Source organism: Paenibacillus sp. SER-28 (assembly GCF_052906305.1).
In genome coordinates this window covers 1-24,824 of record NZ_JBRECM010000001.1, presented here as the reverse complement: position 1 = coordinate 24,824, position 24,824 = coordinate 1, and the positions used below count along the sequence as shown (strand labels likewise).

The following is a 24,824-nucleotide window of genomic DNA, read 5'->3' as shown; positions in this document are numbered from 1 at the left end:
TTAATCTGTTTGAGAGGTATTTTTTACAGCTTAATCGTAAAGCTTTGTGTCACAGGCTTGCTTAGCTCATCATAATCCCGCAGCTGTACGGTGAACGTATACGTCTTGTTGCCTGCTCCGCTGTCTGCTGTTCCGCTAATCGTTCCTGTAAAGCGGTCCAGTGTGAAGCCTGCGGGCAGTTGACCACCTGTCACCGTCCAATCGTAAAACGGAACGCCTCCCTTGGCCTCCAGCTTGGCCGTGTACGTTTTGCCTTTGACGGGTGCTGGCAGTTCCTTGGTCAATATTTCCGGCGCGAGGAAAGGAGTCAGATCCTTACGCAGCGGCCAGCCTGCTTTTTCTGCTACCAGCAGCGAAAGCTTCGTGTTCATCCAACGCCGGGTCGGAAACAGATGGCGCCAGCCTCCATTTTGTCCACTCAATCTGTCGACTTCTGCAAGCTCTCCAGAGAGATGATAGCTGTCGTCCAGCGCGGCTGGTCTGTGCTGATAAGCCATAATATCCGGGTCATTGCCCGCCGCTTCCTTCAGCGCTTTGACACCCGGGAATGTGTCGCTGAATACAATCGCATGACCGAATTCATGCATGATCAGCCCATGCACATCCGTCACCTTGGACAGATCGGATTGATACCATTCTTCATCGTCCACGGATGTGAATGGAATCGCATCATCATAGAAATCCAGAATCAAACTATAGGAACGGTTCAGGTTCCCCGGGACGGTCACACCGTTACGTGTATGATAATTGCCGTTCGTGGCTGGAAAGCCCGTAGAATAAGGCCCGTTCAGCCCTCTCATAAACACCCACATGCCTTTGTAGGGCTTATCATTTGTCACCTGTATTTCATTTTGCCAGTCGTCTCCTGGCAGATGGTTTACCTCCGCGTTGGCAGGAACCTCATCGAAAGGAGCCAGATCAAAGAAATAGAACCAGTCCTTTACTGCCAGCTCTGCGGCTTTTTTGGTAGCTGCATCATTGAAATAAGGCCTGATCGTATCGAATCTATAGTCAAAATGGAGGGGGACGGTGGGCACTTTATTATCGTCCTGATCCAGCACGCGAATCGGAATGGACTGAGTAGTCGTGTGACCATCATTTCCAGCAACGGACATAGACAGCGTATAGTTCTCTATTTCACCGTTTCCTCCAATCCGGTCAGGATGGATGGCTAGCCGAAAATCTTTTTCCTCCTGTGCATTGGCAAAAGTCAGCGTTTTGCTTGCACCTTGCCCCGACAACGTACTTGGCAGATCCATCATCAGCCGGGACGTGCCCTGCGCATTTAACGTAACCGTTAACGGAAAAGCAGCATCCGCTGGCGGCTTCACTTTAAGCTTCACATACGGGTTGGCTAGATACCCTTGCCAATCAACCAGATCTATACCATAATCGTTCACCGTCCGACTAAAGATGTCGATGACTTTTACATCCGACTCCGCTTCGGCATAAGCCGTCTGTTGCCCAGGAATAGCTGGTGTCAAAGCCACTATGAGAGAAGCCGCCAGCGCGGTCAGCCATATTTTGGTGCATCTTTTATACGTGTTCATTCAATCCCTCCATCTCGTTTTTGGATGACTTACAAACTATGGATAGTTACCTATAGCGCCACTGCGTTTTATAACAAAAGTAGCTCCTTGGGTGAGGAGGTCAGAACCTTGACACCGTCATCTGTGATCAGCACATCGTCCTCAATCCGAACCCCGCCGAAGCCTGGAATATAAATGCCCGGTTCCACAGTAAGGACATGACCTGGTACGAGCACCGATTTACTTTCGCGGGACAGCCGTACCTGCTCATGAATTTCGAGACCAAAGCCGTGACCCAGACCGTGACCAAACTGCTCCCCATAGCCGTAAGAGGCAATCACATCCCGCCCCAGACTGTCTCCCTCCCGACCGCTTAAGCCGGGACGAAGTCCTGCAATCGTCTTCAGATTTGCTTCCAGCACAATGGCATACAATTTCTCATGTTGTTCTGAGGGCTGGCCTACGAATACGGTACGCGTGATATCGGATAGATAACCACGCACATTTGCGCCAAAATCCATTGTGAAAAACTCGTTCTGACCAATTTCCTTGTCACTGGCCAGTCCGTGCGGCAGCGCCGAACGCTCGCCTGAAGCGACAATGAACGCAAAACCGCCTGATTCCGCGCCTGCGAGCCGGAGCTGATATTCCAGTTCCGCTGCAATCCGTCGCTCTGTAACCCCAGGCTGAATATAATTCAGCACCTCCGTGAAGGCGGCATCGGTAATACGAGCAGCTTCGCTAATGGTGCGAATCTCTTCTTCGTCCTTCACATCGCGCAGCCGTTCAATTACATCCTCCGTTTGCACGTACTCCAACGAGCCCAGCGCGACTCGAAGCTGTCCCGACTGTTGAAGTGAGACATGCCTGCTCTCCAAACCCAGTCTGTGGACACCCAATTTACTTGTGAGATCGGCCACGGTTTGGAAGATTTGCGCCTCATGCCGAATCACTGAATATTCCACTGCCTGATCTGTTGCCTGCATCATATAGCGGAAATCCGTCACTAAAAAAGCCTCTTCCTGCGTAACAAGCGCAATTCCAGCGGAGCCTGTAAATCCGGTCATATATCTTCGATTAGGCCCATGTGTAATAAGCAGTGCATCTATCCCTAGAGCCGGGAATTCCGAGCGTAACCGGGCCAGTCTGCCTGGAACACCCTGTAACGGTTTTGTCTTTTGACTCTCTTCCTCTTTCACTCGTACGCCTCCTTATTCCACATCTCTTTTCAGGGCATATGCCTTAGAACACACTCTCCACTTGCTTTGAACACATGTATGCTCTTCTCGCTGCCGCATTCCCGTAAGTCCTACGCCCAATTCTCCTTCTCTTTTTCAAGCATATCAGCGCGTCCCAGCTTCCTTTTAGCCTTTAATCCCTGTCAATGTGATGCCTTCGATAAAATAGCGTTGTCCGATAAAAAATATCAGGACGATGGGAGCCAAAATCGTGCTGGAAGCCGCCATCAGGTAAGGCCAGTTGGTATTGTTTAATCCCCGGAAAGTCGCCAGCCCCAGCGCTAGCGTAAAATGCTTTTCGTCACTTAAGTAAATAATCGGGCCCAAAAAATCGTTCCACACATCAATAAATGTAAATATTCCGATCACAATTAATGCAGGCGAAGATAAAGGAATAATGACGCGCCATAGTACAGTCAGAGGCGTACCTCCGTCCATATAAGCCGCTTCGTCCAGATCGCGTGGGATCGTCAGCATGAATTGTCGCATCAAAAAGATGTTAAACGCCCCTCCACCGAACCATGCAGGAACAATCAGCGGCAGAAATGTATTCAGCCCGCCCAACTCACGCCACATCACGAAAGTGGGAATCAGCGTCACCGCGTAAGGCAGCATCATCGACCCGATCAGCAGAGAAAAAATCAGATTACGTCCAGGCCAGCGTAGGCGGGCAAAGGTAAACGCCGATACAATCGAGGTCAACATCACTCCTGCCAGCACACATACCTCAATCATGAACGTATTCATAAAATACCTGCCGAATGGTACCGAAGTCAGCGCTTCCGGGTAATTGCTCCATTGAAAAGGAGAGGGTATCCACTCTGGCGGGAACACGAAAATTTGCGATGTCCCCATCAGAGAGCTGCGAATGAGCCATGCAAATGGCAACAGCATTAAAACACTACCTATAATTAAAACGATATACAGTACAATACGGCTGATTGGGAATGGTTTGGAACGGGTGGCGGTAGCAGGACTTCGGGAGCGTTCAGGCTGTGGAAGCGGATGTTGTGGTGTTTCTGAAGGATTGACAGAAGAAGTGACCTGATTCATGAACGTTCCCCTCCTTCATAGTGAACCCACTTTTTGGATGTGGAGAAAATCAGAACCGTTAGCACCATGATGACGAAAAATAAGATCCAGGCCAGCGCTGAGGCGTAGCCGATTTTAGTCTCCGTAAAGGCTGTACGCCACAAGTAGAACACATAGAACAGGGTTGAATTGTTAGGTCCCCCGTTGGTCATGACATACGCCTGATTGAAGGCCTGAAAGGTGCTGATTAAAGACATAACCAGATTGAAAAAGATGGTCGGTGTCATCGAAGGAATGGTAATGTGAAAAAATTTATGCCACCTATTGCCGCCGTCTACCTCAGCTGCTTCATACAGATGGGTGGGAACCGACTGAAGTCCCGCCAAAAAGATAATGACCGTGTTCCCGATCCCCCAGGTGCTCATCATAATCAGCGAGGGTATTGCAGTGCTCTCGTCATAAATCCATTTGCTCCCTGGCAGTCCAACGCCCTCCAGCAGCGAATTTAACAGACCAAAATCCGGGTTGAACATCCATAGCCACAGCATCGTGTTGGCAATACTCGGCACAATGGTAGGTAAATAATAAATCGTACGGAACACCGACAAACCCTTCACCTTTTGATTTAATAACAGCGCAATGATAAAAGCTGCCGCCAAGCCTAGAGGTACGCTGCCCAGTGCATAATATGTGGTCACGAACATGGATTGGGAAAAGGTAGCATCCTCGGTCAAAATGGTTCGGTAATTGTCCAATCCGATAAAGGTCATCTGTCCACCAATCGTCCAATCGGTTAAGCTGAATACGAACGAGGCCGCGATCGGTCCAATTGTAAATATCATTAATCCGAGGATGGCAGGAAGCGCGAATAGCAGACCCCAGTTTCGCTCCATGCGCATCATTCCTGATTTTGGTCGCTTCATGGGCTGTTCTCCTTTCGCAGCTGTCCCGCCGCATTATTCATCCGGGTATACCCCTTGAAGCAATGGCTGAATGATGGGCTCCAGTTCATCCAGCGCCTGCTGCGGCGTCTTCTTGTTCGTCCAAATCAGATCCAGCCCTGGGGTCAGCTTGGAACCGATATCAGGCCAGTTGCGAAGGGTCGAAGTTAACGGCTTGATCGCATAATCTCTGGCATACTCAATGCCAGCCTTTTGAAATTCCGGTGGATGTGCGGCATTATTGGTCCATGACTGGATGGCCTGCTCATTGGTATAATATTTTTCCTCGATAGGCATCCACAGACCGGACTTGAACAAATCCACCTTTTCGGGATTGTTATGGTACAAATAAAATTCGAGCGCTTCCTTCGGGTGCTTGGTGCTCTGGAAAATGACCGTGGCTCCCGCAACGATCATCGTTTTGGGCTCTTTTAGCTTCGGCAGAACGCCGATACTCCATTGCAGTTGCTTGTTGTTCGAAAAATCGAGCAGGGACCATGTCCCGTCCACCACCATGGCGACCTTTCTTGTCTGAAGCCGAATCGTATTGGACGGCATGTCCTGCTGCTGGATCAAATCAGGAGAAACATGCTCCTTGAAAACCAGATCCTTCAACTTCTGAAAAACCTCCACCGACTCAGGACTGTTCAGGGTGTACTTCTTGCCTGTTTTGTCAGTCAAACCTCCACCGTTGCTCGCTAAAAGCGGCCCCCAGGAGCTGCGGTCATTGCCGAAGGCAAAGCCGTATTGCACAATATTTTTCGGATCAAATCCACTGTCTCCCGGATGCTTGCCGTTCTGATCCTTGGTCAGCTTTTTGGCAATTTCCAGAAATTCATCCCATGTCCACGCTTTTTGAGAATCAGCCGGAGGGACGGGTACCCCTGCTTCTGTAAACAACTCCTTGTTGTAAAATAACTGCATCACTTCCAATGCGGTGTAATTTCCAATAGACTTGCCGGGTTCGCTGTAGAGATAGGAGGATTTGAGCTTGTTTTTTAATTCGGGATATTCGTCATAATAAGAGGATAAATCCAGGAGTCTGCCTTCACTTGCCCATTTCATCGTGAGGGAATCGCCCAGGTAGGCGATATCAGGAAGCTGATTGGCAGCCATTAACGTGTTAATTTTCGTCGTGTAGTCACCAGGGACATGCTCGCCCTTCACCCGAATGTTCGGGTGGGATGCATTAAAGCTTTGAATCATTTTTTCCATCGCCTGCTTCTCGTCATTGCTTCCCCAGTACATGAACTTGAGTTCGACCGCATTGGGATTAGCCGGTTCGCCAGCGTTACCACTGCAAGCCGTCAGTCCTGTCAACATCGCCGTCATCACGAGAGCCATCCATGTCCGTAACCTTCGTTTGAGCAAATCAACCGGCCCCTTCCTGAACTGGTTTCTCCTTACAAGCCTATTATGCGCCGAGAGCCCAGAGCCGACCACCCAACGACTCCAGACTCTCTTTGTTTTGGTATGATTTTTTTAACAGCGCGTTTACAAAAATGTTTTACGAAACTCCGTCGGGGTCAGTCCGGTATGCTTTTTAAAGGCAATGCTAAAATAGTTGGTATCTGTGAATCCCACAACCTCCGCTACCTCCGCCACCTTGCGATTCGGGTCCAGCAGCAGTTCTCGGGCTCGCTCAAAGCGAACACGCGTCTGGTAGTCGGCGAAGCTTTCACCTGTAACTTGCTTGAAACGGGCACTCAAATACTTGGGGCTCATATTCATGTACTCTGCCAGACGGTTCAGCCCGCCATCCTCCTGAAGATGCTCGCGAATCCATTCCTTGGCCTGTTGGAATTTGCGCGGAATGCCCTTCTCGCGTGATTCTCGGACATGACGACCCACCCGAACAAAATAGCGCGATACATAATCAATCATCTCGGGCCCATGCCGTAATCGGGACAGCTCCAACAACGGGTCCTGCTCCTGCATGGATGTTTGTCCTACAGATGCATCACTCTGGACGATCCGCATGACGAACAGGACGAGCTGAGTGACGATCATTTTCACCTGCTTGACAGGCAAGCCCGCCAATTGTCCTGACCATTCCTGTAAAATCGCATGTACGGCAGCATCATTGCCGGCTCGAATTTCCGTAATCATCAGTAGTTCCTTCTCCAGTAATTGACTGCTGTTCGGCTCGGCCGTCTGAATGCTCTCATAGGGAATGATCTGGCTATAGCCCACCCACCCCCGATGCTCCGCCGCTTGCACAGCTTCCTCATACGCTTCGGGAAGTTGCTCCATCCGTTGAACGGGACGGCTAATCCCGATGGACACGCCCTGGCTCAATCGTTCCTGCACGGCCTGACGAATCTGCTGTGCCGTCCGCTCCGCGGCCCTGCAAGATGCCGTCGCCAGCAGCACAACACGCCGATCGCGGGAAACCGCCGCACCATGCGCCTTCGCCCCGGCTGCTGCCGCAGCCTCCCCCGTCAGTCCGGCGAATACATGGCTGCTTTTATGCATGGAACCGTGTGGCTTGCTAGTGGCGGTTGCCTCCTGCTGCGACGACTCCTCCAGCTCGCAGCACAGTACGGTATAAGGCGGTCCACTCGTCTCGCCGAAAAATCCCAGCCCGTCCATCTCTCGAATGACGTCGGCTGCAGGACGCCGCTGCTGGAGCAAATCCAGCAGTAGATGCTCCCTGTACAATGGCTCCAATGAACGATGGCGGTGAATGGCATCCTCCTCGCTTCTTCGCCATTGCGCAATGCGATCCTCAGCCCGGCTCAATGCCGCTTCAAAATCCCCGCTGGTCACTGGCTTGAGCAAATAATCGACCGCTTGAAGCGAAACTGCCTGACGAATATATGTCATAGATTCATACCCTGTCAGGAATAATAACGGGGTCTGCTGATCCTTTTCCCGAATGGTTTTTGCTACGTCCAGTCCACTCATATCCGGTAAATTAATATCCAGTAAAATCATGTCCGGTCGCTGCTCCGTATACAAACGTAATGCCGTTGCGCCGTCCTCCGCCACATCACTGACTTCCACTGACAGACTACTTTCCGCCACCATCAGCTTCAGTCCTTCCCGAATATGATATTCGTCGTCCACAATCAGCAGCCGGTACATGCCATCCTCCCCTTTCTTATTCGGTTCGAATGGGTGCCTGTAAGGTAACCGAGGTGTACTGACCCGGCTCGCTTGTCACGGACAGTCCATATTGCGGACCATAATGCCGAAGACGTTCATGCACATTGCGCAACCCAAAGCCAATAGCATTCCCCCGTTCCGCATCCAGCGACTTCCGGATATCGTTCAGACGCTCGGCTCCAATACCGCCCCCATCATCACTGACCGTCAAACGCAACATATCTCCTTCCCTTGTACCGGATAACATGATATATCCACGGTCGGTACGCCCTTTTAAGCCGTGGTAAATAGCATTTTCGACGAGTGGCTGGAGGATCAGTTTGGGTACATAAAATCCGCAAATATCCTCCTCGACCTCGCAAATCCACTCGAACGAATTCCTAAATCTGAACTGCTGCACCTTCACATAGGCGCTTACATGCTCAACTTCCTGTCCCAAGCTGATTTGCTCTCGGCCATAACTTAGCGAAATGCGAAAACATTTACCAAAGGCACCGATTACCTCTGCCATATCCCGTTGCCCATTCGCCAATGCCATTCCCTTCAGTGATTCTAGCGTGTTGTACAAAAAATGCGGATTAATCTGCGCCTGAAGCGCGCGAAACTCAGCCTGCTTACGCGACAGCAATGCTTCGTAGACCTGACCGTACAGTTCATGATTTTTTTGCATCATATGAAGAAAACGCTGCCCGATCTGCCCTACCTCATCCTTAGGATTAAAAACAACGGAATTAGGAGCTTCGAAAGCTTGGGCTGAGCCTGTAGCGCTCACACTCCCATCGACCGCCATCAATCGGCTCAATTGAAGCAGGGGGCGACGAATCGTGTCACTTAACCGATAAGACAGCATCCAGCCCAGCATCAATGCAATCAAAAAAGTCCAGATGGTCCAGGCACCAATTTTCCGTGCATCCTCAAACAGCACAGACTGATCGACTTTTTGCAGCAGCGTCCATTGTCCTTCATTTAACGGGCCGTAAGAGATCATCGTCTGGCGGCCGTTCCATGTTCTCCAGTCCTTCGTAAGCACAGGCCTATCCACAGCCGATTTGGCAATCTGCCGCAATAGCGCTTGGTCCGCAACACCCTCCTCCGGCAATCGGTATACAGGCTCGCCCTCCTGATCCAGCACCCACATCTGGGTATTACCGTCTGTTTCATGAAAAGCAAGCCCCCGAAACAGACTGGCCTTGTCGATTTCCAGCAGCAAAAATCCGAGGGGCGCATAATCTCCAGTCGTTTTTCGAAGCAGCTTCCCCACATAGATGCGATCCTCCGCCATCCCGCGTCCGGATTCAAACGGCGAATGAGCCATCCACATCATGGGCCGCTCGGCGAGTAGGCGGCGATAGTACACACGTGCTTCCTCTAATGTAGGAAGGCCGCCAAAACGGACCGAAACATTCCCTTGATAGAGAGAATGCTTGAGCCCGCCATTGGCGGCATATATGAGAGAGGACGTGATATACGGCTTGGTCTGGGTTTGCGTACGGACCACCATACTGAGTGTTTCATCGTTCCGTAAATATTCATAATCATCTTCCGGCTTGGTCTCCAGCGTAGACTGCACATCAGGATTGCTGAGAATGGAATTGGTCAGATCATTCAAATCGGAGAGCGTCGCATTGACGTAATTTTCACTCATTTGCCGGGACTGCATAGCCAGTGCCTCCGACTTCTCACCAAGGGAATGGGCCGCGATCCGGTAAAAGGTAAAGGTCAGTACCACCATCGGAATGACGGTGAGTACCAGCGTCAGTACAATGAATTTCCCACGGATTGTAGGAATCCCGGCGAACTTTTGACGACCCCGGCCTCCCATTCATCTGCCTCCCTTACACATAGGCTGGGAGCCATGTCCCGTGGGCTGCAATCAGGTCATCACACAGAGAAACAATATCATCCATGGACAGCTCTGCGGACGTGTGCGGGTCCAGCATAGCAGCATGATAAATGTGCTCCTTTTTCCCGGTGATTGCAGCTTCAATCGTTAACAGCTGGGTATTAATATTCGTCCGGTTCAGCGCAGCGCATTGGGGTGGCAAATCCCCGACAAAGGTTGGCGTAACCCCGTTACGATTCACCAGACAAGGTACCTCCACACAGGCTTCCTTCGGCAGATTGGTAATTAAGCCTGTGTTCATCACATTGCCGCCAATGGCAAAAGGCTGATTCGTTTCGATCGCCTCAAATATATAAGAGGCATACTCGTTTGACCGTTCATGACGCAGATCCTGATTGCCCAAAAGCTCCTCACGCATCGTTTCCCATCGTTCAATTTGGCTCACACAGCGGCGCGGGTATTCATCCAAAGGAATATTGAAGCGCTCGATCAGCTCAGGGTATGCCCGTTTGATAAAATACGGATGATATTCCGCATTATGCTCGGACGACTCCGTAATGTAATAGCCGAATTTTAGCATCATTTCAAAGCGCACCATATCATGATGCTTTTCCTGCTGCTTAGCGGCGGCTCGTTTTTTAATCTCAGGATATAAATCCACACCGTCCTTGCTCACTTCGAGCAACCACGCCATATGATTGATGCCTGCGATTTTTGCCTTTACACCTTCCTGCTCCAGCCCGAGGCTTTTAAACAGCTCCGGTATACACGCCTGCACGCTATGACACAGCCCTACCGTACGGACACCGCCATAAACGTTCATCACATTCGTCAGCACGGCCATCGGATTCGTGTAGTTGAGAAACCATGCATCCGGGCACACTTCGCGCACATCTGCCGCAAAATCGAGCATCACCGGAATTGTACGTAAATTGCGGAAAATACCGCCAATACCTACCGTATCGGCAATCGTTTGGCGCAGGCCGTATTTTTTGGGAATTTCAAAATCCGTAATCGTACATGGATCATAGCCGCCTACCTGAATGGCGTTTACCACATAGGTCGCTCCGCGCAGCGCTTCCTTACGGTCAGTGTAGGAGCGAATCACACAGGTGCTCCCTGTTGTTTTTTTCAAATTGGATAAAATATTTTCCGAGTCCTTCAGCCTTACAGGATTAATATCAAACAACGCCAGTTCAAAGCCCTGCAATGCAGGCGTCAACATACAATCGCCAAGCACATTTTTAGCAAATACCGTACTACCTGCACCCAGAAATGTAATCTTGCTCATACTTTTCCCCCATTCACATTTTTGTTCGCAGCTTTGCACTCCAAATGCAAGGATACCCACCGCCACTCTCCCCTTTTCAGGAGGAAAGTGACGATGGGAAAGGTTACTCATAACTATGCGTTGTTGCCTCCCATTCAGGATACCCCCGCTGGTTTAGCGGAGCTAACAGGCCGAAGCGGTAAGGCAGATGTTACCGAGGGTGTCGTAGTTGGTGGGGTTACTAAAGTCTCCGGGCTAACCGGAGTTACCGCTGGAGCCGCAGCCCCTGCCTCAATCACGGTTACCTTCGCAATTGCCTTCAATTCTGTTCCCTCTACTTTGCCCTTCAATTCAAACGAACCTGGAGCAGCATATTGTGCAGGGGCTATATCCTCCCATTCCACAGCCACCCATTTAGTGGAGCCTTCTCCATACGTAGCTTCCACTACGCTTGGCAGTTCCGGTTTTTCACCGACATGTGTCGTTACATTTACTTCTTCTAACGCGGTAATTTTCTCAGTTGCCGCCAGATTCTGTGCTGTACCGGAGGCCAGACCTGCCACCTCGGTTGCATTCAAAGCACGGCTGTAGATACGGAATTCATCCACCAGACCATTGAAGTACGGATCAGGGTACTGAGATTTGCCGATAAAATTATTTTTGGTCTGACCCAGACTGATAGGATTTAAGGTCAAGTTGGTATTGCGTCCCACTTCTTTTCCATCCACGTACAAGATACCTGTGGAGCCCGAAAGCGTGACCGCAACATGCTTCCATACGCCTGTCGGCAGTACAGGGCCTTCAATCGTCTGCTCCTGTCCCTGCCCGTTGCCTTGGTTGGTAATGGCAAACAGCATGGTATTTCCTGCTTTAGGCGTCAGGAACATATATTCATTCGTCCCGGAGCCGAAGTCAAAAATCCGCACATAATCGCTCAGGCTGTTCGCTTTAACCCAGCCGGATACGGTCAATTGCTGTGCCCGACTGACAATACCCGCCGGAAGCTGCACATAGCTGTCCTTGCCGTTCAGACTGACAGCATTGCCTGTTTTACCCGCAGCCCATGCAGTCGTCCCCTTCACGACAGCATCATTGCCGCTGTCTGATGAATCCGCAACTACAGAACCGCTTGTTTCATCAAACTTGTAAACTGCAAGCTGTTCAAGTAACGGAGCCGCCGGTTCAGCTACCACCGTTACTTTAGCCTCCGCTGACAACTGAGAATCGCTGGCTGTCAGCTTGAACACATACGTTCCCGGCTCGGAAACGTCCACCTTCGTGCGCAGCGATGTTTTGTTACTGAATGTGACCTTCGCGTCCTGTGGTCCTTCAACCAGACTCCACTCGTTTGTCACCTTTCCTTGCGGAAGCCCATCATCCGTAGACGTACCTTTCAGAATGATCTGATCCGGCAGCTTTACCTTCGAATCTTTGCCAGCATCCACGACAGGTGCTTTGTTCGGATCAGGTGTGGTCGATGTCAGCTCTACCGTGTAAGAGGATGCTGTACCAATCTCCAATTTAAGCTTGTTGGAAGGCGCATACGCATTAAACTTCCCTTGTGATTGACCGCCTACTTTAACCAAATACGTTCCTTTTTTCAAACCGTCAAATGTAACGTACGTGGAATGGGCTTGACCCGGTGTTTGATTTTTCAGTTGGAGCCATACGTAATCCTTGGATGTTGCCAGCTTGGCTTCTGTATATTGGTCCTTTTCCAGCTCGATATACAGCTTTTCCGTGATCAGATTAATGCGCTTGAACAGGCCGTCCAGCGGCTTGACCGTATACACGTTGCCGTTTTTGCTCACCTCTGCACCGTAGCCCGTCAATCCGAAAATAGGATCAATCGCGATATCAGCACTTAACGTTTTGAGCGCACCGAACAATCCGAGATCAGCCTCACCGCTCATGCCGCGCCAGCCGTTAAAGAGCGGAACATTTTTACCGCCGCCAGTGCCGTTCGTGCCGTTATTGCCTTTTTCCGCTTGATACGTCCATGCGACCGCCCCGATGTTCTCAGGGTCCGAGCTGATTTGCCCGGAGTTAATCGCTCCCACATTGGCAATTTTAGCTGCATAAGACAACCGTTGTTGTTCCTCACGATGATTGTCCTCATGATGGCGAATCCAGTCATCCATCGCATATCCAGCAAGCGAAGTCGTGTACTGGAAGTTAAACCAGTTCTCCCCGGTAATCGTCACCGGATCGGTGTAGTAGTACCATACGGGCATATGACCGCGTGCCGCACGGGTTTTGGCATTAATTTTACTCATCATTTCCAGGGCCTTATTTTGCTCGCCCTCCGTATCTATATTCTGCTTGGCTAACGTATATACAGCCTCTTCCCCTGTATTGTCATAGCTATATTCAGAACCGTAAGGATACTTTGTATTTTTAAAATTGTTATATTTGCGATCCATTTTTTCCTTGAGATCATTCGCTTCATCATCATAGCCTTCATCATGAAGTGCCTGAATAATATCCGGTGTGGTCAGCTCGCCCATCAAACCTGTTTCCCAGTTGTACGCGACTGGCCCTTCATACAATGCTTTGAAAATGTTATAAGCCCGCAGCAAATAGGTTTCCTTTGGATGCTTGTAAGTGACAAGATCCGGGTATTCCTTGGCAATCTTGTACATGCTGAAATACGTGTTGTATACGTGCGGATAAGCATACCCTCGATAGGTCGGTGTATCGTTAGGCTCTGGCATCAAGAAATCATGAATTAAATAATCCTCATGATGTCCGTTCATCAGATTCGTCCAGATCGCTGTCTCCAAATAATCGTCTACTGCCCGCACCTCTTTGGCGACTGGAGACAGTGTGTTTTTCTCAGCCAGGAACTGTCCGTGGGTCAGACCCCAATCATCCCCCCAGCCCCAATAGCCGTTAAAAATGTTGCGTTTGGATTTGGTATGCATCATCCAATCGTCAAATACCTTGTCGCGCAGATCACCCGGTACATTCCATTGGGTTTTGTCGACCATAAATGTAGCATGCCGTTGCAGCGCTTGATCAATCGGCTCAATGGCATAGAACTGTAACACCGTTTTGTTGCCGTCGCCGTATTCTACCGTTATGAAGTTCGGGCCCAGCTTAGTAAATTTCAGTTCATAAATGTAATGTCCTCCGGCCTTGCTATCCGTCTGCGGAATAGCGGTTCCGTCTGGATAGGTTACTTTGCTGATCGCCTGCTTGGAGCGCAGGTCCACCTTCGCCTTTTGATTCGTAGGCACGATCATACCCGGTACGACTGTTGTATCCACCAAGTTTTCTTGGTACAACGTATCTTTTACATCATGCTCGTCCTTCACCGCCAGAAACTTGAAACCATAGTTTTTGCTTTGACCGGGATTCAGGATTAGGCTTGTATTGGGCAAATACCCCCGGTTGGTGGACTTGATGACATTGGAATGAATATAAAATACATTGAGTCCTTCCAGCCATTTGCCTTCGTTAGCCGGGTTCCACGCCCATTTACTGCCCGGATGCTCCTCATCCCGCCAGTGATCCTGATACTCAAAGCCCGCACCCGTTGTGGAATCAGGAATCAGCAGCAGGGAAGAACCAATGCCGCTGGGACGCCCAGCTGTGATGTAGGAGCTGTTATTGCCGACAAAGGAATGCGTCACCACTCTAGTTTCGTAGATCGCATCACCGTTGGTCCACTGCTCATTGAAAGGCAGAGGCAAACCGAAATCACCAATCTCCAATTTTTTCCCACTTGTATTCTGCACCTGTATATTCCACAATACCGAACCATTCGACTCTGCCGAATACGTTTCGATGACTTTAAAATTGCGTATGCCTTCTGCATGAGTAGAATTCTCGTACGTCACAGTGACACGGTTACCAGTGGTTGTGATCTTACGTGCGTCTGCCGACTTGTTCGTCCATGCCTTCGTCCAGCTGCCTCCATCCAATCGGTATGTGAACATCAGCTCCCCTAGCCACTGATGATCTGCGGTGTTCTGTTCAGGTGTTACCGTTGCGTTCATGACATACTCTGTCGGGAAAGCATCTCCCTTGATACGTATGGATGAAATTTCGCCATGCTCGCCTGTCTGAATCGTCAGCTTGTCATTGGATAGTTCATGGGCCTCTGCCGTATGCGTCCCAAATAACACAGACGCTGTGGTTAAAAACAAAAATGCCGCCAATATTCCCTTAAATTTCATCAACACGGCCTCCTTTTAGATCTCGGGGTCCTGATTTGTTTGCCAATCAGCTGAATTCTCTTCATTTCGCCGCAACCTCCTTGGAAATGTAAGCGCTACAACTCTATTGTACAAATCCTTGTCCATTGGTAAAATCAACATTTTCAACCGATTTATATAGGATTTCAACCTAATAGAGGGATACTGTTAGATCGGCAATCAACCAAGCTACGACAGATTTATCTGAATTAAGATTACAAAGGATGGAGAGAAAGAAATTTAGATAGGGAGCAAGGAGGCATTTTTAGATATATCGGGGTGTGATCAGATTATACAAACGGACACCGTGAAATTGAGAAATTTATTTTGAGTTGCTGTAGTGGGGAATCGTTTCGTTGGTTTTTTCCAGATGCGAAGGTATTTATTTAATAAATTTGCTCTTAAGGTAGAATTTGGAGTCTGCGTATGTAAAGAATTTCTGGGATAGGGTATGGGGTATTTGCTGCTTAGTTATTATTTCAGACATTTGATCCTTCCTGTTCCGCCATTCTATTTATTTCGATTATAGTCCATATTTATCTGTTAAATAGGTGGTAGTGAGAGGATTAGGCAAACATTTGGCACGAACGGGATAACGATCGCATTGTCATCTGTTGCATAATAAAGATGTGAAGTGGGTGTCTGTTATGAATATGAATTGTAGTTGATTTACACATAATAATTAAAAATACTGGAGGATTTTATATGCAAAAAGTAACTTTGAACAATGGAGTTGAGATGCCTATACTCGGTTTTGGTGTTTATCAGATCCAAGATGCAAATGAATGTGAACAAAGCGTTTATGACGCTATTATGGCAGGCTATCGGCTGATAGATACCGCTGCCTCTTATTTAAATGAAGAAGCCGTTGGCAGAGCGATCAAACGTAGTGGCGTGACAAGAGAGGAGTTATTTATCACTACGAAACTTTGGGTTCAGGATACGGGTTATGCGCGTACAAAAAAGGCATTTGAAAAATCACTGGATAGATTGCAATTGGATTATTTGGATTTGTATTTAATTCACCAGCCATATGGAGATGTGTTTGGTTCTTGGCGCGCTATCGAGGAATTGTACCGTGAAGGAAAGGTCCGTGCAATCGGCGTTAGTAACTTCCATGAGGATCGCCTGATCGATTTGATTATTCATAATGAAGTAGTTCCTGCCGTGAATCAGGTTGAAACGCACCCATTCAACCAGCAAATTGAAAATGCAAAATTCATGAAAGAGAATAATGTTCAGATCGAATCCTGGGCGCCTTTTGCTGAAGGGAAAAATAACTTGTTTCAGAATGAAATATTGGTATCTATAGCTGAAAAGTATAATAAATCCGTTGCTCAGGTGGTTTTACGCTGGTTGACACAAAGAGAAGTTGTTGTGATTCCAAAGTCTGTTCGTAAAGAAAGAATTACCGAAAACTTCAATATCTTTGACTTTGAGCTAAGCCAGGAGGATATGGAGTCGATTACTACGTTAGATACGAAACAGAGCCTGTTCTTTTCACATCGCGATCCTGACATGGTGAAATGGATCGGTACCCGGAAACTCGATATCTAACCATCTTTTAAAAGATCACCTGTAGGTTTTGATTACGCCAAAAGAACCAACAATTAAAAGTATAGAGTAGATGCCCTAAGGATATCTACTCCTCTTTTTCGTTTGCGGTATCAATGTATTTATTAAGCTAATTTGCTCGTTAATTGAGAAACGACAGCCACTTTATCGTCTGCCGTCTCCTCGTGGTTATTGAACTATCGTTGATATTGGCATTATTATCGAAAAATACTGCATTTCTTTCCCTCTATGCAACCTGCGTAATAACAAGGTGCGCGGAAACTGGTCTTGTTCCTCCAGCTAATGGAGTGATCGTGAGTGCCGCCGCATTGCCAGCAGGGTTTCGCACTGTGAGTACTGAATTAATGACCGTTGTTTGCACAAGAGCCATTCCTACTATTTGAGAAGTACCTGTTGCACGCCCGACCACCGTATAAGCCAGATCAGCGCCGTTGAGTGTTAAAATGAGTTGACCCGGTTCGTTTACACCTACCTGAAACAAAACCTGATAAGTGCCAATTGTAGCCAAGTTAAAAGAGCTCGCATTTATACGGGTAATTGCAGTCCCACTGATTGGACCATCTTGCGGAAAACTTACGTCTGTATCGGGAGCAACAGTTGCTGCATTATCAGGAGGCATCAAGGCAAAGAAATCTGCAAAGCCTAATACTCCACCTGCCGGCCCTGCGGGTCCCGCTGGACCTGTTGCTCCTGCTGCTCCTACTGGTCCCGCTGGTCCTACCGGTCCTGCTGGTCCTACTGCTCCTGCTGGTCCTACTGCTCCTGCTGGTCCTGCTGGTCCTACTGCTCCTGCTGGTCCTGCTGGTCCTGCTGGTCCTGCTGGTCCTGCTGCTCCTGTTGGTCCTGCCAATCCAGCTGCACCAATTGCTCCTGCAATCCCTGCAAGTCCCTGTGGGCCAAGTGCTCCTGCAAGTCCTTCGGGGCCAAGTGCGCCTATCGCTCCTGCGAGCCCTGCCAATCCTTGGGGGCCAAGTGCTCCTGCAAGTCCCTCGGGGCCAAGTGCGCCTATCGCTCCTGCAATCCCTGCCAATCCTTGGGGGCCAAGTGCTCCTGCAAGACCTTCGGGACCAAGTGCGCCTATCGCTCCTGCAATCCCTGCCAATCCTTGGGGGCCAAGTGCTCCTACAAGTCCTTGAGGTCCAGCTTCTGCAATTGCTCCCGCAAGTCCTTGAAGTAATTGCTGACCTTTAGGTGGAGGACACGGTACCCGCACTATTTTTTTAATAACTAGAAGACGTCGTTTCTTTTTTTTTCCTTTTGGATGGCAAACAATTGCGGTTTTCTTTTTGCACGATTTTTTTTTATCCAGAAAACTCAACAGTTTCTTTTTTCTTTTCTTTTGGATGGCAAACAATTGTAGTTTTCTTTTTGCACGTTTTTTTTTATCCGGACAACTCAACAACGACACCTCCCTATAAATATGGTTCAGTGTACGTGAGTTGTTTATTTTAGGCATGGACGAATAGCCGGTTATTCGCTAGACTAAAATCCATTTTTAGAATATTGGGTGTTTAGTAGGGTGATGTTATACCACAAACCACAACAATCTTTCAGTATAATTACATAATTTAAATCGTCCTTCACTGCGGAACCAAAATCACATTTGGTTCTTTTTTTGTACCTCACAGTGGCAGTGTGCTCCCTGTTCTAAATTCAAGTATCGTTCCCGTTAATTGAATCATTTCTGTGATAATACAACAGAGCGTTCGACTCCGTAATATTTTTCTCCTAGGCTCACTATCCTGAAACCAATCCTGCTCACCTCTTGATCCACCTTGTAGATTCTTCTGGTAAGCGCCTGGTCATCATCGGTCCATGATATTTGGAGCTGTTCGCGGGTTTTTGAGTGCAGGCAGTAGAATACCATCGATTAGCGCTGTGAAGAAAGGCTTGTCGAACGGTTTGCGCTGGATGAGTCCGCGAAAAGAAGCCATTGAAGTAATGACCTGGCAAGCCATCTCAATGTCCGCGTGAGCAGGAATTTCACCGCGGACGACGGCTCGGTTCATAAGCTCGCGGTTTACAACAACCCATGGCTCGAAAATCCCGGCTGTTCCTGCTTCGGCAAATTCCGAATGCTGCAAAAAGGAGCCTAGGCCCGCTAGGACTCGAAATTTGCGTTCTTCTTCCGCTATCGATTGCGGCTTCAAAAGCACGAGGAGATCTTCGCGTAAGGTTCCTGTATCAGGCAAGCTTTCGAGCTCAAGATGATTTCGATTCATCCATGCCAAGGCGTCTCGGACTAACTCCGCCTTGGAAGACCAGCGGCGGTAAACCGTCGCCTTCCCAGCCTTTGCTCGAGCCGCGACCATGTCCATTGTCATACCATCGAAACTCGTATCGGCGAGGATGTCGATTGCCGCCTCGAGGATTTTATCATCCCGCGTGTGATCTCTCTTGCGTCCCAATGTTTTCGCAGGCTTTTTTGCCACGACCTCAGTTAATTCGCCCCTCTCAGACATTTCCTTTTTTATTTTACTCATAAACTTAGCTCCTTTTAAAATATATATCCAGAAACTCATTAGTTCCGGAACTTTACAGTTTCGTTTTTGTGTGATTTAATATCATTATCCCACATCCAACGGGAAATATATAGATGGTGCCCCATACCAAAAAGGAGATTACGATCATGCAAGACAAACCCGTAGCCTTGATCACCGGTGCCAATAAAGGAATAGGTTTACAGATTGCGAAGGATCTAGCGGAACACGGCTTCACCGTGCTCGTTGGATCACGCAGCCTCGAGAATGGAGAAACTGCCTCCAAAAGCATCGGTTCGGATGCGCACGCTCTCCAGCTCGACGTTACCGATCAGGACTCCATTGTTGCTGCAGCAGAGTGTATTCGGAACGAATTTGGTCGTCTCGATGTACTTGTAAACAATGCGGGCATATCACACGCAGGTAAACCGGACGATCCGTTTCCAAGCAGTGGCGCGACGAGCGGTCTTTTGACCGTTGCTTCGCTCGAAGACATTCGTTCGGTTTATGAAACTAATGTTTTTGGTGTCATTGCTGTCACCCAGGCCATGTTGCCACTTTTACGTGAGGCTCCGGCAGCACGCATCGTCAACATGGGCAGCACCGGCGGCTCCCTCAGCTGGAACTCCATTCCGGAAAACTCACATCGTGCGATGTTTGGGGCCTATTCGGCATCAAAATCGGCTGTTCATGCGGTGACACTTGCCTTTGCCTTTGCGCTTGAATCGACAAACATCAAGGTCAATGCGGCCTGTCCAGGTTTTACATCGACTGCGCTCAATAATTTTGCTGGCACTCGTAGTGTTGAACAAGGGGCGCGTGAAGCAGTCCGGCTTGCGATGATTGGTGCGGACGGTCCAACAGGAACGTTCTCAGATGAGGATGGACCCATCGCGTGGTAATTATAATTTATACAATAATGGTTAGTAGCTTAAGGGGGATTTCATGATGCGTGTTTTCGTAACAGGAGCAACAGGTTACATCGGTTCCGCTGTCGTCCATGAACTCATTGATGCGGGTCATCAGGTCGTCGGTCTTGTGCGCTCAGACAATAGCGCTGCGAAACTAAAAGAGGCCGGGGCCGAAGTGCACCGCGGTGACATTGACGATCTCGACAGCCTTCGTAGTGGTGCGGCTGCTGCGGATGGCATTATTCATCTGGCATTCAATCACGACTTCTCGAACTTCGCCAGGGCGCTCACAGCAGATCTGCACGCCGTCGAAGCGATGGGGGCGGCGCTGGAAGGGTCCGGGAAGCCGTTCGTGATCACCACGCACGCCAATGGAGTGGCAGCAGAAAACGTAATGTTATTGCTGGCTGAGCGCGGAGTGCGGACATCGATCGTAGAGCTTTGTCCTTCGGTACACGGTGAGGGTGACACAGGATTTGTGCCGAGACTGATCAACATTGCCAAAACGAAGGGCTTCTCAGCCTATGTGGAAGAGGGGAGCAACCGCTGGCCGGCTGTGCACCGCCTTGACGCCGCACATCTATACCGCCTTGCGTTAGAAAAGGCACCCGCCGGTTCACGACTAAATGGGGTCGCAGATGAAGGCGTGCCATTTCGCGACATCGCAAGTGTTATCGGTAAACACCTGAACGTGCCTGTAGTCAGCATTTCACGTGAAGAAGCAGACACCCACTTCGGCTTCCTCAGCACACTTGCAGCGCTCGATATCCCGAGATCAAGCGTTGCAACTCAGGAACTTCTGGGATGGCGGCCTGTGCAACCTACACTGATCCACCACCTCGAACAGTCTCACTACTTCAACAACTGATTGGAGACGAGACCGAGAATCGATCATGGGCCGCTTAATAAGCACTTGAGAAAAGCGAAGCAAGACATGGACTAACAACAACATGTATGAAATAGAAGTTTGGATATTAAAACGAGATCAACACGAGTGCATACCACACTAAGTGTTGTTATCTTCATTCGCAGCAAACTATTCTGGCTAATCGTATTGTTAGGTCACTTCCCACAAGGAAATTTTTTATCTTCACTTATGGCATGGTTCACCGCGTTGGCTGAAGGGGCAAGTTCTCAAAAAAATAGTCTCCTTATCAGAGACTATCCGCGATCTTCCTGTTTGATAATCATACGATAAGCGGTAGCTTTTCATCATTCTTTCAAAAAAGGGCCATCCTTTTGCGGGATAGCCCTTGCTTTAATTTCACATTTTTTTGCAAAGAGAATAAGGGGCTGGATTCCTCCATTTGCGCTTTTGCTTACTTTAATATTGTCCTTTAATTACAAAAAACGAACCCCGAATTGTTCCAGCTAGTTTAGACTTCTGCCTAGCAAACTTAAACTTCCCTTCTAGCTCCTTTGGTACCTCCATCCCCTCAGAAAGCTTAAAACCAACAGCCCGCTTTTTAGGATCATCCACCGTATACATGACATTGATTGCAAGACCATCCTCATAAAAAACGTAGGTAAATTGGATATTTTCCACTTGAAAACGCGACGTTTCTAAAGGTTTAGCCGCAAACGCAATATCACGTTCTTCTCTCAAAATTCGGTTCACATAATCAAGGCTCTCCTGGCTTTCGCTAGCTGGTACAACCGTAAATTCATACTTGTATTTGTTCATAAAATAACGGGCCTCATTAGCACGTAAACCAGCAAGCGCTTCTGCTACAGGTGAAGACTCTAAACCAACCGTAGATACATCTTTAAAATCAACGAGATACGACATTTCCATTCCTCCTCTTCTCTCTTTACGCCCTAACAGCTTCCGCATTTCACCAAAATCGATTTTATTTTTCAAGTTGTTGTAGAAACACACTTATAGCCAGACTTCAAAATAATTCTCAATTCTCTTATCTACCACATAGTATACCAAAATTGGTTCAAGAGAAGATTTTCAATGGCGAATTTGTTAGTTTGTTAAATAGTGTTCACATAGACTGGTATTCACAAACACCGCTTTAAATATTCGACCAGCGAGATAATACGATGCTGCCTATAGTTCCTCTAGGTCGGGAAATTAAGGACTCAGAGTATGTCCTAACAAAAAACTCTCGGCCTGTGCCCTCTACTCCATTAAGGAGGTTCAGATTCACAAGCCAAGACATTTTCATTCATGATGGTGGCCGTTAGGCCATGTTTGTTTGGGAAAGACCCTCTGCATGGAAGGGGGCGTACCCGCATATGTAAACCAAATAAGTACGATACCTATCTATCATGAAAATATAGAGGCACGGTTCAAGAATTATATCGTGCCTATAATTGCGCTAAACTTTGTAACGGTTATACACGAGCGTCAAATGAAAAAAAACGCCGGCGACGACAAGTTGTTGCGGCAGATGATCGCGGCTATGGACGAAGGCTTTCGCGTGTTAGAGGCCTTAGGGTATCCACTAACGCCGGCCGCGCAAGCTTCACTAATCCGCAAACGACCGGCGTTGATGCGCCTTTTATGAAAATTTATCATAGGATGCCGATCCGCCGGCTGGTTGACGGATTCGTAGGGGAAATCGTAGCTTTGAGCCGCGTGCTTCACCTTTGGAAGGAACGGTCCCGGGTCCCTACACCCAACTGGGACGTGTTGGAAAAGCGTTTTGAAGCCAAGGTCAACCGTTCATAACTTTTACCCGAGGAGTAATCAACCGAAGATGATTCTATTTCTACAAAGAAGACTTTGATCATTATAAAACAAGGGGCGTTCAGTTGCTTGAATCTCCGAAACTTAACGCGACAGCATGACGCGTTTACCGGTCTATATATTCAAATTAAGCTGCAGTCCAAACCGCATTGGATCAGATGTCTCCTGAATACAAGGGTGTTTATCGGGGATCTTCATTCTGCGGTGTCGTTGAAAACCTTATTGGAGTTCCCCACCTCTGATGCCGTTCTGAAAGCCGGTGTCAGATAAAAATATAGTATTAGACTGAATTGAATATAGTAATAGCGGCAGCCTTGGACTAAAAAAGGAGAAAGTCCTAGACTACCGCTGTTCTTTATTTAACTAACGTTCCTCGTTAGTTGAATAAGCACGCTTTCTTTTATTACACAATATCTTCGTACTGTTCAGTATTTCTATCATTCATCTTTTACTTTTATAATGAGAAGTGTTAGACTAATATAGGTTTTATATACTTATTACCGATTACTAAGATGTGTAATCAATGAAAGGATTTGATGAATGTGGAATCGACTAATTTCAAAGTTATACCTGAAAAACTTAAAGGTAGGACGATTGAAGATGTCGCCATCACTACTAATGCTGTGGTTATTAAATTTACTGATGGTACTTATTTAGATATCTATCTCGATGAGGCTGCACAAACATTAAAGACATCAACAAACAAGCTGGATAGTTAACTCAACACTTTACACTTAGCTATCATTTTCCCAGCTTCCTCCTTCACAGTTTGCGTCAAATGCGACATAAAACCTCCACTTATCTTGTTCAACTAAACTGCCCGTTAGCTCAATGAAAAAAAAGCAGCCCCTCATGAACTGCCCTACTGCTACTCACTTCAACAATAGGATGAGTTCATTCAAAGGCTACCTCATTTACCAAGTAATCCAACCACTCGTTCGTTTGTAACTGTGTAGGAGCTCGTATTCTTCACTACGCATCAGTCGTTTCATTTTTGTTCTATACAGACGATAATCATCTTTTCTTGCTATTTTACATTCTTTGTTGTAATGAACACTCTTGATTCCTTTACGGAAATCCTTAAGCTTCTCTTTTCTTGGATCTTTGGGCTTATTATTGATCTCCAGACTTTGCTGTTTCTCATCTTCCCAGAATTGAATCTCTTCCCGTGTAAACATCTTCATCCCCGTTGTGCCGGGTTAGATTTTGGCATTTGAAGCCATGACCTTAGACACAACTAATAGAAGAAGATATTCGGATTGAACATTAGCTCACCTCTGATTTTATTCTCCCTTATTTTAACATATTTATAACTATCCTGCCCGTTAGTTTAATAAAAAGAGCAGACTTGAAGCGCCTGCTCAACATTGTGTGTTATTTAACTATCGTTCCTCGTTAGTTTTACGCCCTATCCATAGAAAGCCTCGTGTGTACCTGTCATATCTGGCATCGTGATATCCATGGTCACCAGGTCCAGTTGCTTCTCAGACGAAGATGACTCCGGTCAGTGCTTCGCTCAAAGCCCATTAACCGATAGTTAAGCAGATTGAAACTCTGGATCTGGAGCGGTTGCTTCTCTCGCCGATACCAGAGTTAGGTTGCGGGGGAAATTTCTGTCTGCATGCTGATATTGCCTTCAAGAACTGAACTACGAGCTGAAACTTAAGTATATGAAGAAGATCAGAAAATAAAAATTCTGGAAGTTGCCTGTGTATGTTAATAACGCAAAGGAACGGAGGAGATTGCCTTGAGGTTTCTACTGGTTGTCATGTCGATAGAAATAGTTTAAAACTAAAAAAGGAGAGATGGCATAAAAATAAGCCATCTCTCCTTTTTCATCTATATAAAGCGGGTAATGGGAATCGGACCCACGCTACCAGCTTGGAAAGCTGAGTTTTACCATTGAGCTACATCCCGAAATAGATGCCGGTGAGAGGACTCGAACCTCCACGGTTTCCCTCACGATTTTGAGTCGCGCGCGTCTGCCAATTCCGCCACAC

18 protein-coding genes and 1 pseudogene are annotated in these 24,824 nt (G+C 47.9%); 6 read left to right on the top strand and 13 right to left on the bottom strand.

What is annotated here, in order from left to right:
- Positions 1-23: 23 nt before the first annotated feature.
- The 9 genes from ACUYLD_RS00095 to ACUYLD_RS00055 form a co-directional block, all read right to left on the bottom strand.
- Positions 24-1,550: an Ig domain-containing protein gene (locus ACUYLD_RS00095; protein WP_446674158.1), complete on the bottom strand. Its 1,527-nt coding sequence runs from the start codon at positions 1,548-1,550 to the stop codon at positions 24-26.
- Positions 1,551-1,618: 68 nt separating this feature from the next.
- The gene (locus ACUYLD_RS00090) at positions 1,619-2,728 is read right to left on the bottom strand and encodes a M24 family metallopeptidase (protein ID WP_446674157.1); all 1,110 of its coding nucleotides are present in this window, start codon (positions 2,726-2,728) and stop codon (positions 1,619-1,621) included.
- 165 nt (positions 2,729-2,893) lie between these two features.
- Positions 2,894-3,820 carry a carbohydrate ABC transporter permease gene (locus tag ACUYLD_RS00085; protein ID WP_250259252.1) on the bottom strand — a complete coding sequence of 309 codons (927 nt, stop codon included), beginning with the start codon at positions 3,818-3,820 and terminating at the stop codon, positions 2,894-2,896.
- Positions 3,817-4,722, bottom strand: a complete 906-nt coding sequence (locus ACUYLD_RS00080; protein ID WP_235307454.1) for a carbohydrate ABC transporter permease — start codon at positions 4,720-4,722, stop codon at positions 3,817-3,819. Before ACUYLD_RS00080 ends, ACUYLD_RS00085 begins: the two co-directional genes overlap by 4 nt.
- A gap of 33 nt (positions 4,723-4,755) precedes the next feature.
- A complete protein-coding gene (locus tag ACUYLD_RS00075; RefSeq protein ID WP_446674156.1) occupies positions 4,756-6,111 on the bottom strand; it encodes an ABC transporter substrate-binding protein in 1,356 nt (451 codons plus the stop codon).
- A gap of 123 nt (positions 6,112-6,234) precedes the next feature.
- Positions 6,235-7,827, bottom strand: a complete 1,593-nt coding sequence (locus tag ACUYLD_RS00070) for a response regulator (protein WP_446674155.1) — start codon at positions 7,825-7,827, stop codon at positions 6,235-6,237.
- A gap of 16 nt (positions 7,828-7,843) precedes the next feature.
- Complete coding sequence (locus ACUYLD_RS00065; protein WP_446674154.1) at positions 7,844-9,670, bottom strand: cache domain-containing sensor histidine kinase; 1,827 nt, start codon at positions 9,668-9,670, stop codon at positions 7,844-7,846.
- A 13-nt stretch (positions 9,671-9,683) separates the two neighbouring features.
- Positions 9,684-10,982 (bottom strand): alpha-galactosidase, encoded by a 1,299-nt coding sequence (melA, locus tag ACUYLD_RS00060; protein WP_446674153.1) that lies wholly within the window; start codon positions 10,980-10,982, stop codon positions 9,684-9,686.
- 134 nt (positions 10,983-11,116) lie between these two features.
- Positions 11,117-15,142 (bottom strand): DUF5695 domain-containing protein, encoded by a 4,026-nt coding sequence (locus ACUYLD_RS00055; protein ID WP_446674152.1) that lies wholly within the window; start codon positions 15,140-15,142, stop codon positions 11,117-11,119.
- 723 nt (positions 15,143-15,865) lie between these two features.
- Between ACUYLD_RS00055 and ACUYLD_RS00050 the strand changes: the two genes are divergently transcribed.
- The gene (locus ACUYLD_RS00050) at positions 15,866-16,717 is read left to right on the top strand and encodes an aldo/keto reductase (RefSeq protein WP_446674151.1); all 852 of its coding nucleotides are present in this window, start codon (positions 15,866-15,868) and stop codon (positions 16,715-16,717) included.
- Positions 16,718-16,961: 244 nt separating this feature from the next.
- Here ACUYLD_RS00050 and ACUYLD_RS00045 read toward each other — a convergent pair whose 3' ends face one another.
- Both ACUYLD_RS00045 and ACUYLD_RS00040 read right to left on the bottom strand, forming a co-directional pair.
- Positions 16,962-18,053: a collagen-like protein gene (locus tag ACUYLD_RS00045; protein ID WP_446674556.1), complete on the bottom strand. Its 1,092-nt coding sequence runs from the start codon at positions 18,051-18,053 to the stop codon at positions 16,962-16,964.
- Between the two features lie 487 nt (positions 18,054-18,540).
- Entirely contained in the window at positions 18,541-19,197 is a 657-nt protein-coding gene (locus tag ACUYLD_RS00040) for a TetR/AcrR family transcriptional regulator (protein WP_446674150.1), read from the bottom strand.
- 167 nt (positions 19,198-19,364) lie between these two features.
- On the opposite strand from ACUYLD_RS00040, the gene ACUYLD_RS00035 reads away from it, so the two are divergent.
- Both ACUYLD_RS00035 and ACUYLD_RS00030 read left to right on the top strand, forming a co-directional pair.
- Positions 19,365-20,117: an SDR family oxidoreductase gene (locus ACUYLD_RS00035; RefSeq protein ID WP_254350864.1), complete on the top strand. Its 753-nt coding sequence runs from the start codon at positions 19,365-19,367 to the stop codon at positions 20,115-20,117.
- A 46-nt stretch (positions 20,118-20,163) separates the two neighbouring features.
- Positions 20,164-20,994 carry an SDR family oxidoreductase gene (locus ACUYLD_RS00030; RefSeq protein WP_446674555.1) on the top strand — a complete coding sequence of 277 codons (831 nt, stop codon included), beginning with the start codon at positions 20,164-20,166 and terminating at the stop codon, positions 20,992-20,994.
- A 456-nt stretch (positions 20,995-21,450) separates the two neighbouring features.
- Here ACUYLD_RS00030 and ACUYLD_RS00025 read toward each other — a convergent pair whose 3' ends face one another.
- On the bottom strand, positions 21,451-21,915 hold the full coding sequence (locus tag ACUYLD_RS00025; protein ID WP_250267555.1) for a phage tail protein: 465 nt from the start codon (positions 21,913-21,915) through the stop codon (positions 21,451-21,453).
- Between the two features lie 723 nt (positions 21,916-22,638).
- Between ACUYLD_RS00025 and ACUYLD_RS00020 the strand changes: the two genes are divergently transcribed.
- The 3 genes and pseudogenes from ACUYLD_RS00020 (at position 22,639) to ACUYLD_RS00010 (ending at position 23,543) form a co-directional block, all read left to right on the top strand.
- Entirely contained in the window at positions 22,639-22,806 is a 168-nt protein-coding gene (locus tag ACUYLD_RS00020; RefSeq protein ID WP_446674149.1) for a hypothetical protein, read from the top strand.
- Between the two features lie 38 nt (positions 22,807-22,844).
- A pseudogene (locus tag ACUYLD_RS00015) lies at positions 22,845-23,076 on the top strand (IS110 family transposase); the annotation flags it as partial.
- A 290-nt stretch (positions 23,077-23,366) separates the two neighbouring features.
- Positions 23,367-23,543 carry a hypothetical protein gene (locus ACUYLD_RS00010; RefSeq protein ID WP_196765492.1) on the top strand — a complete coding sequence of 59 codons (177 nt, stop codon included), beginning with the start codon at positions 23,367-23,369 and terminating at the stop codon, positions 23,541-23,543.
- A 195-nt stretch (positions 23,544-23,738) separates the two neighbouring features.
- On the opposite strand, the gene ACUYLD_RS00005 is transcribed toward ACUYLD_RS00010, so the two are convergent.
- A complete protein-coding gene (locus tag ACUYLD_RS00005) occupies positions 23,739-24,002 on the bottom strand; it encodes a hypothetical protein (RefSeq protein ID WP_231109524.1) in 264 nt (87 codons plus the stop codon).
- Positions 24,003-24,824 lie beyond the last annotated feature (822 nt).

Excerpts from the sequence above, each read along its gene's own strand:
- ACUYLD_RS00095 (WP_446674158.1), bottom strand. The coding sequence starts at position 1,550 with ATGAACACGTATAAAAGATGCACCAAAATATGGCTGACCGCGCTGGCG.
- ACUYLD_RS00085 (WP_250259252.1), bottom strand. The coding sequence starts at position 3,820 with ATGAATCAGGTCACTTCTTCTGTCAATCCTTCAGAAACACCACAACAT.
- ACUYLD_RS00080 (WP_235307454.1), bottom strand. The coding sequence starts at position 4,722 with ATGAAGCGACCAAAATCAGGAATGATGCGCATGGAGCGAAACTGGGGT.
- ACUYLD_RS00070 (WP_446674155.1), bottom strand. The coding sequence starts at position 7,827 with ATGTACCGGCTGCTGATTGTGGACGACGAATATCATATTCGGGAAGGA.
- ACUYLD_RS00065 (WP_446674154.1), bottom strand. The coding sequence starts at position 9,670 with ATGGGAGGCCGGGGTCGTCAAAAGTTCGCCGGGATTCCTACAATCCGT.
- melA (WP_446674153.1), bottom strand. The coding sequence starts at position 10,982 with ATGAGCAAGATTACATTTCTGGGTGCAGGTAGTACGGTATTTGCTAAA.
- ACUYLD_RS00055 (WP_446674152.1), bottom strand. The coding sequence starts at position 15,142 with ATGAAATTTAAGGGAATATTGGCGGCATTTTTGTTTTTAACCACAGCG.
- ACUYLD_RS00050 (WP_446674151.1), top strand. The coding sequence starts at position 15,866 with ATGCAAAAAGTAACTTTGAACAATGGAGTTGAGATGCCTATACTCGGT.
- ACUYLD_RS00040 (WP_446674150.1), bottom strand. The coding sequence starts at position 19,197 with ATGTCTGAGAGGGGCGAATTAACTGAGGTCGTGGCAAAAAAGCCTGCG.
- ACUYLD_RS00035 (WP_254350864.1), top strand. The coding sequence starts at position 19,365 with ATGCAAGACAAACCCGTAGCCTTGATCACCGGTGCCAATAAAGGAATA.
- ACUYLD_RS00030 (WP_446674555.1), top strand. The coding sequence starts at position 20,164 with ATGCGTGTTTTCGTAACAGGAGCAACAGGTTACATCGGTTCCGCTGTC.
- ACUYLD_RS00025 (WP_250267555.1), bottom strand. The coding sequence starts at position 21,915 with ATGTCGTATCTCGTTGATTTTAAAGATGTATCTACGGTTGGTTTAGAG.
- ACUYLD_RS00020 (WP_446674149.1), top strand. The coding sequence starts at position 22,639 with ATGAAAATTTATCATAGGATGCCGATCCGCCGGCTGGTTGACGGATTC.
- ACUYLD_RS00005 (WP_231109524.1), bottom strand. The coding sequence starts at position 24,002 with ATGTTTACACGGGAAGAGATTCAATTCTGGGAAGATGAGAAACAGCAA.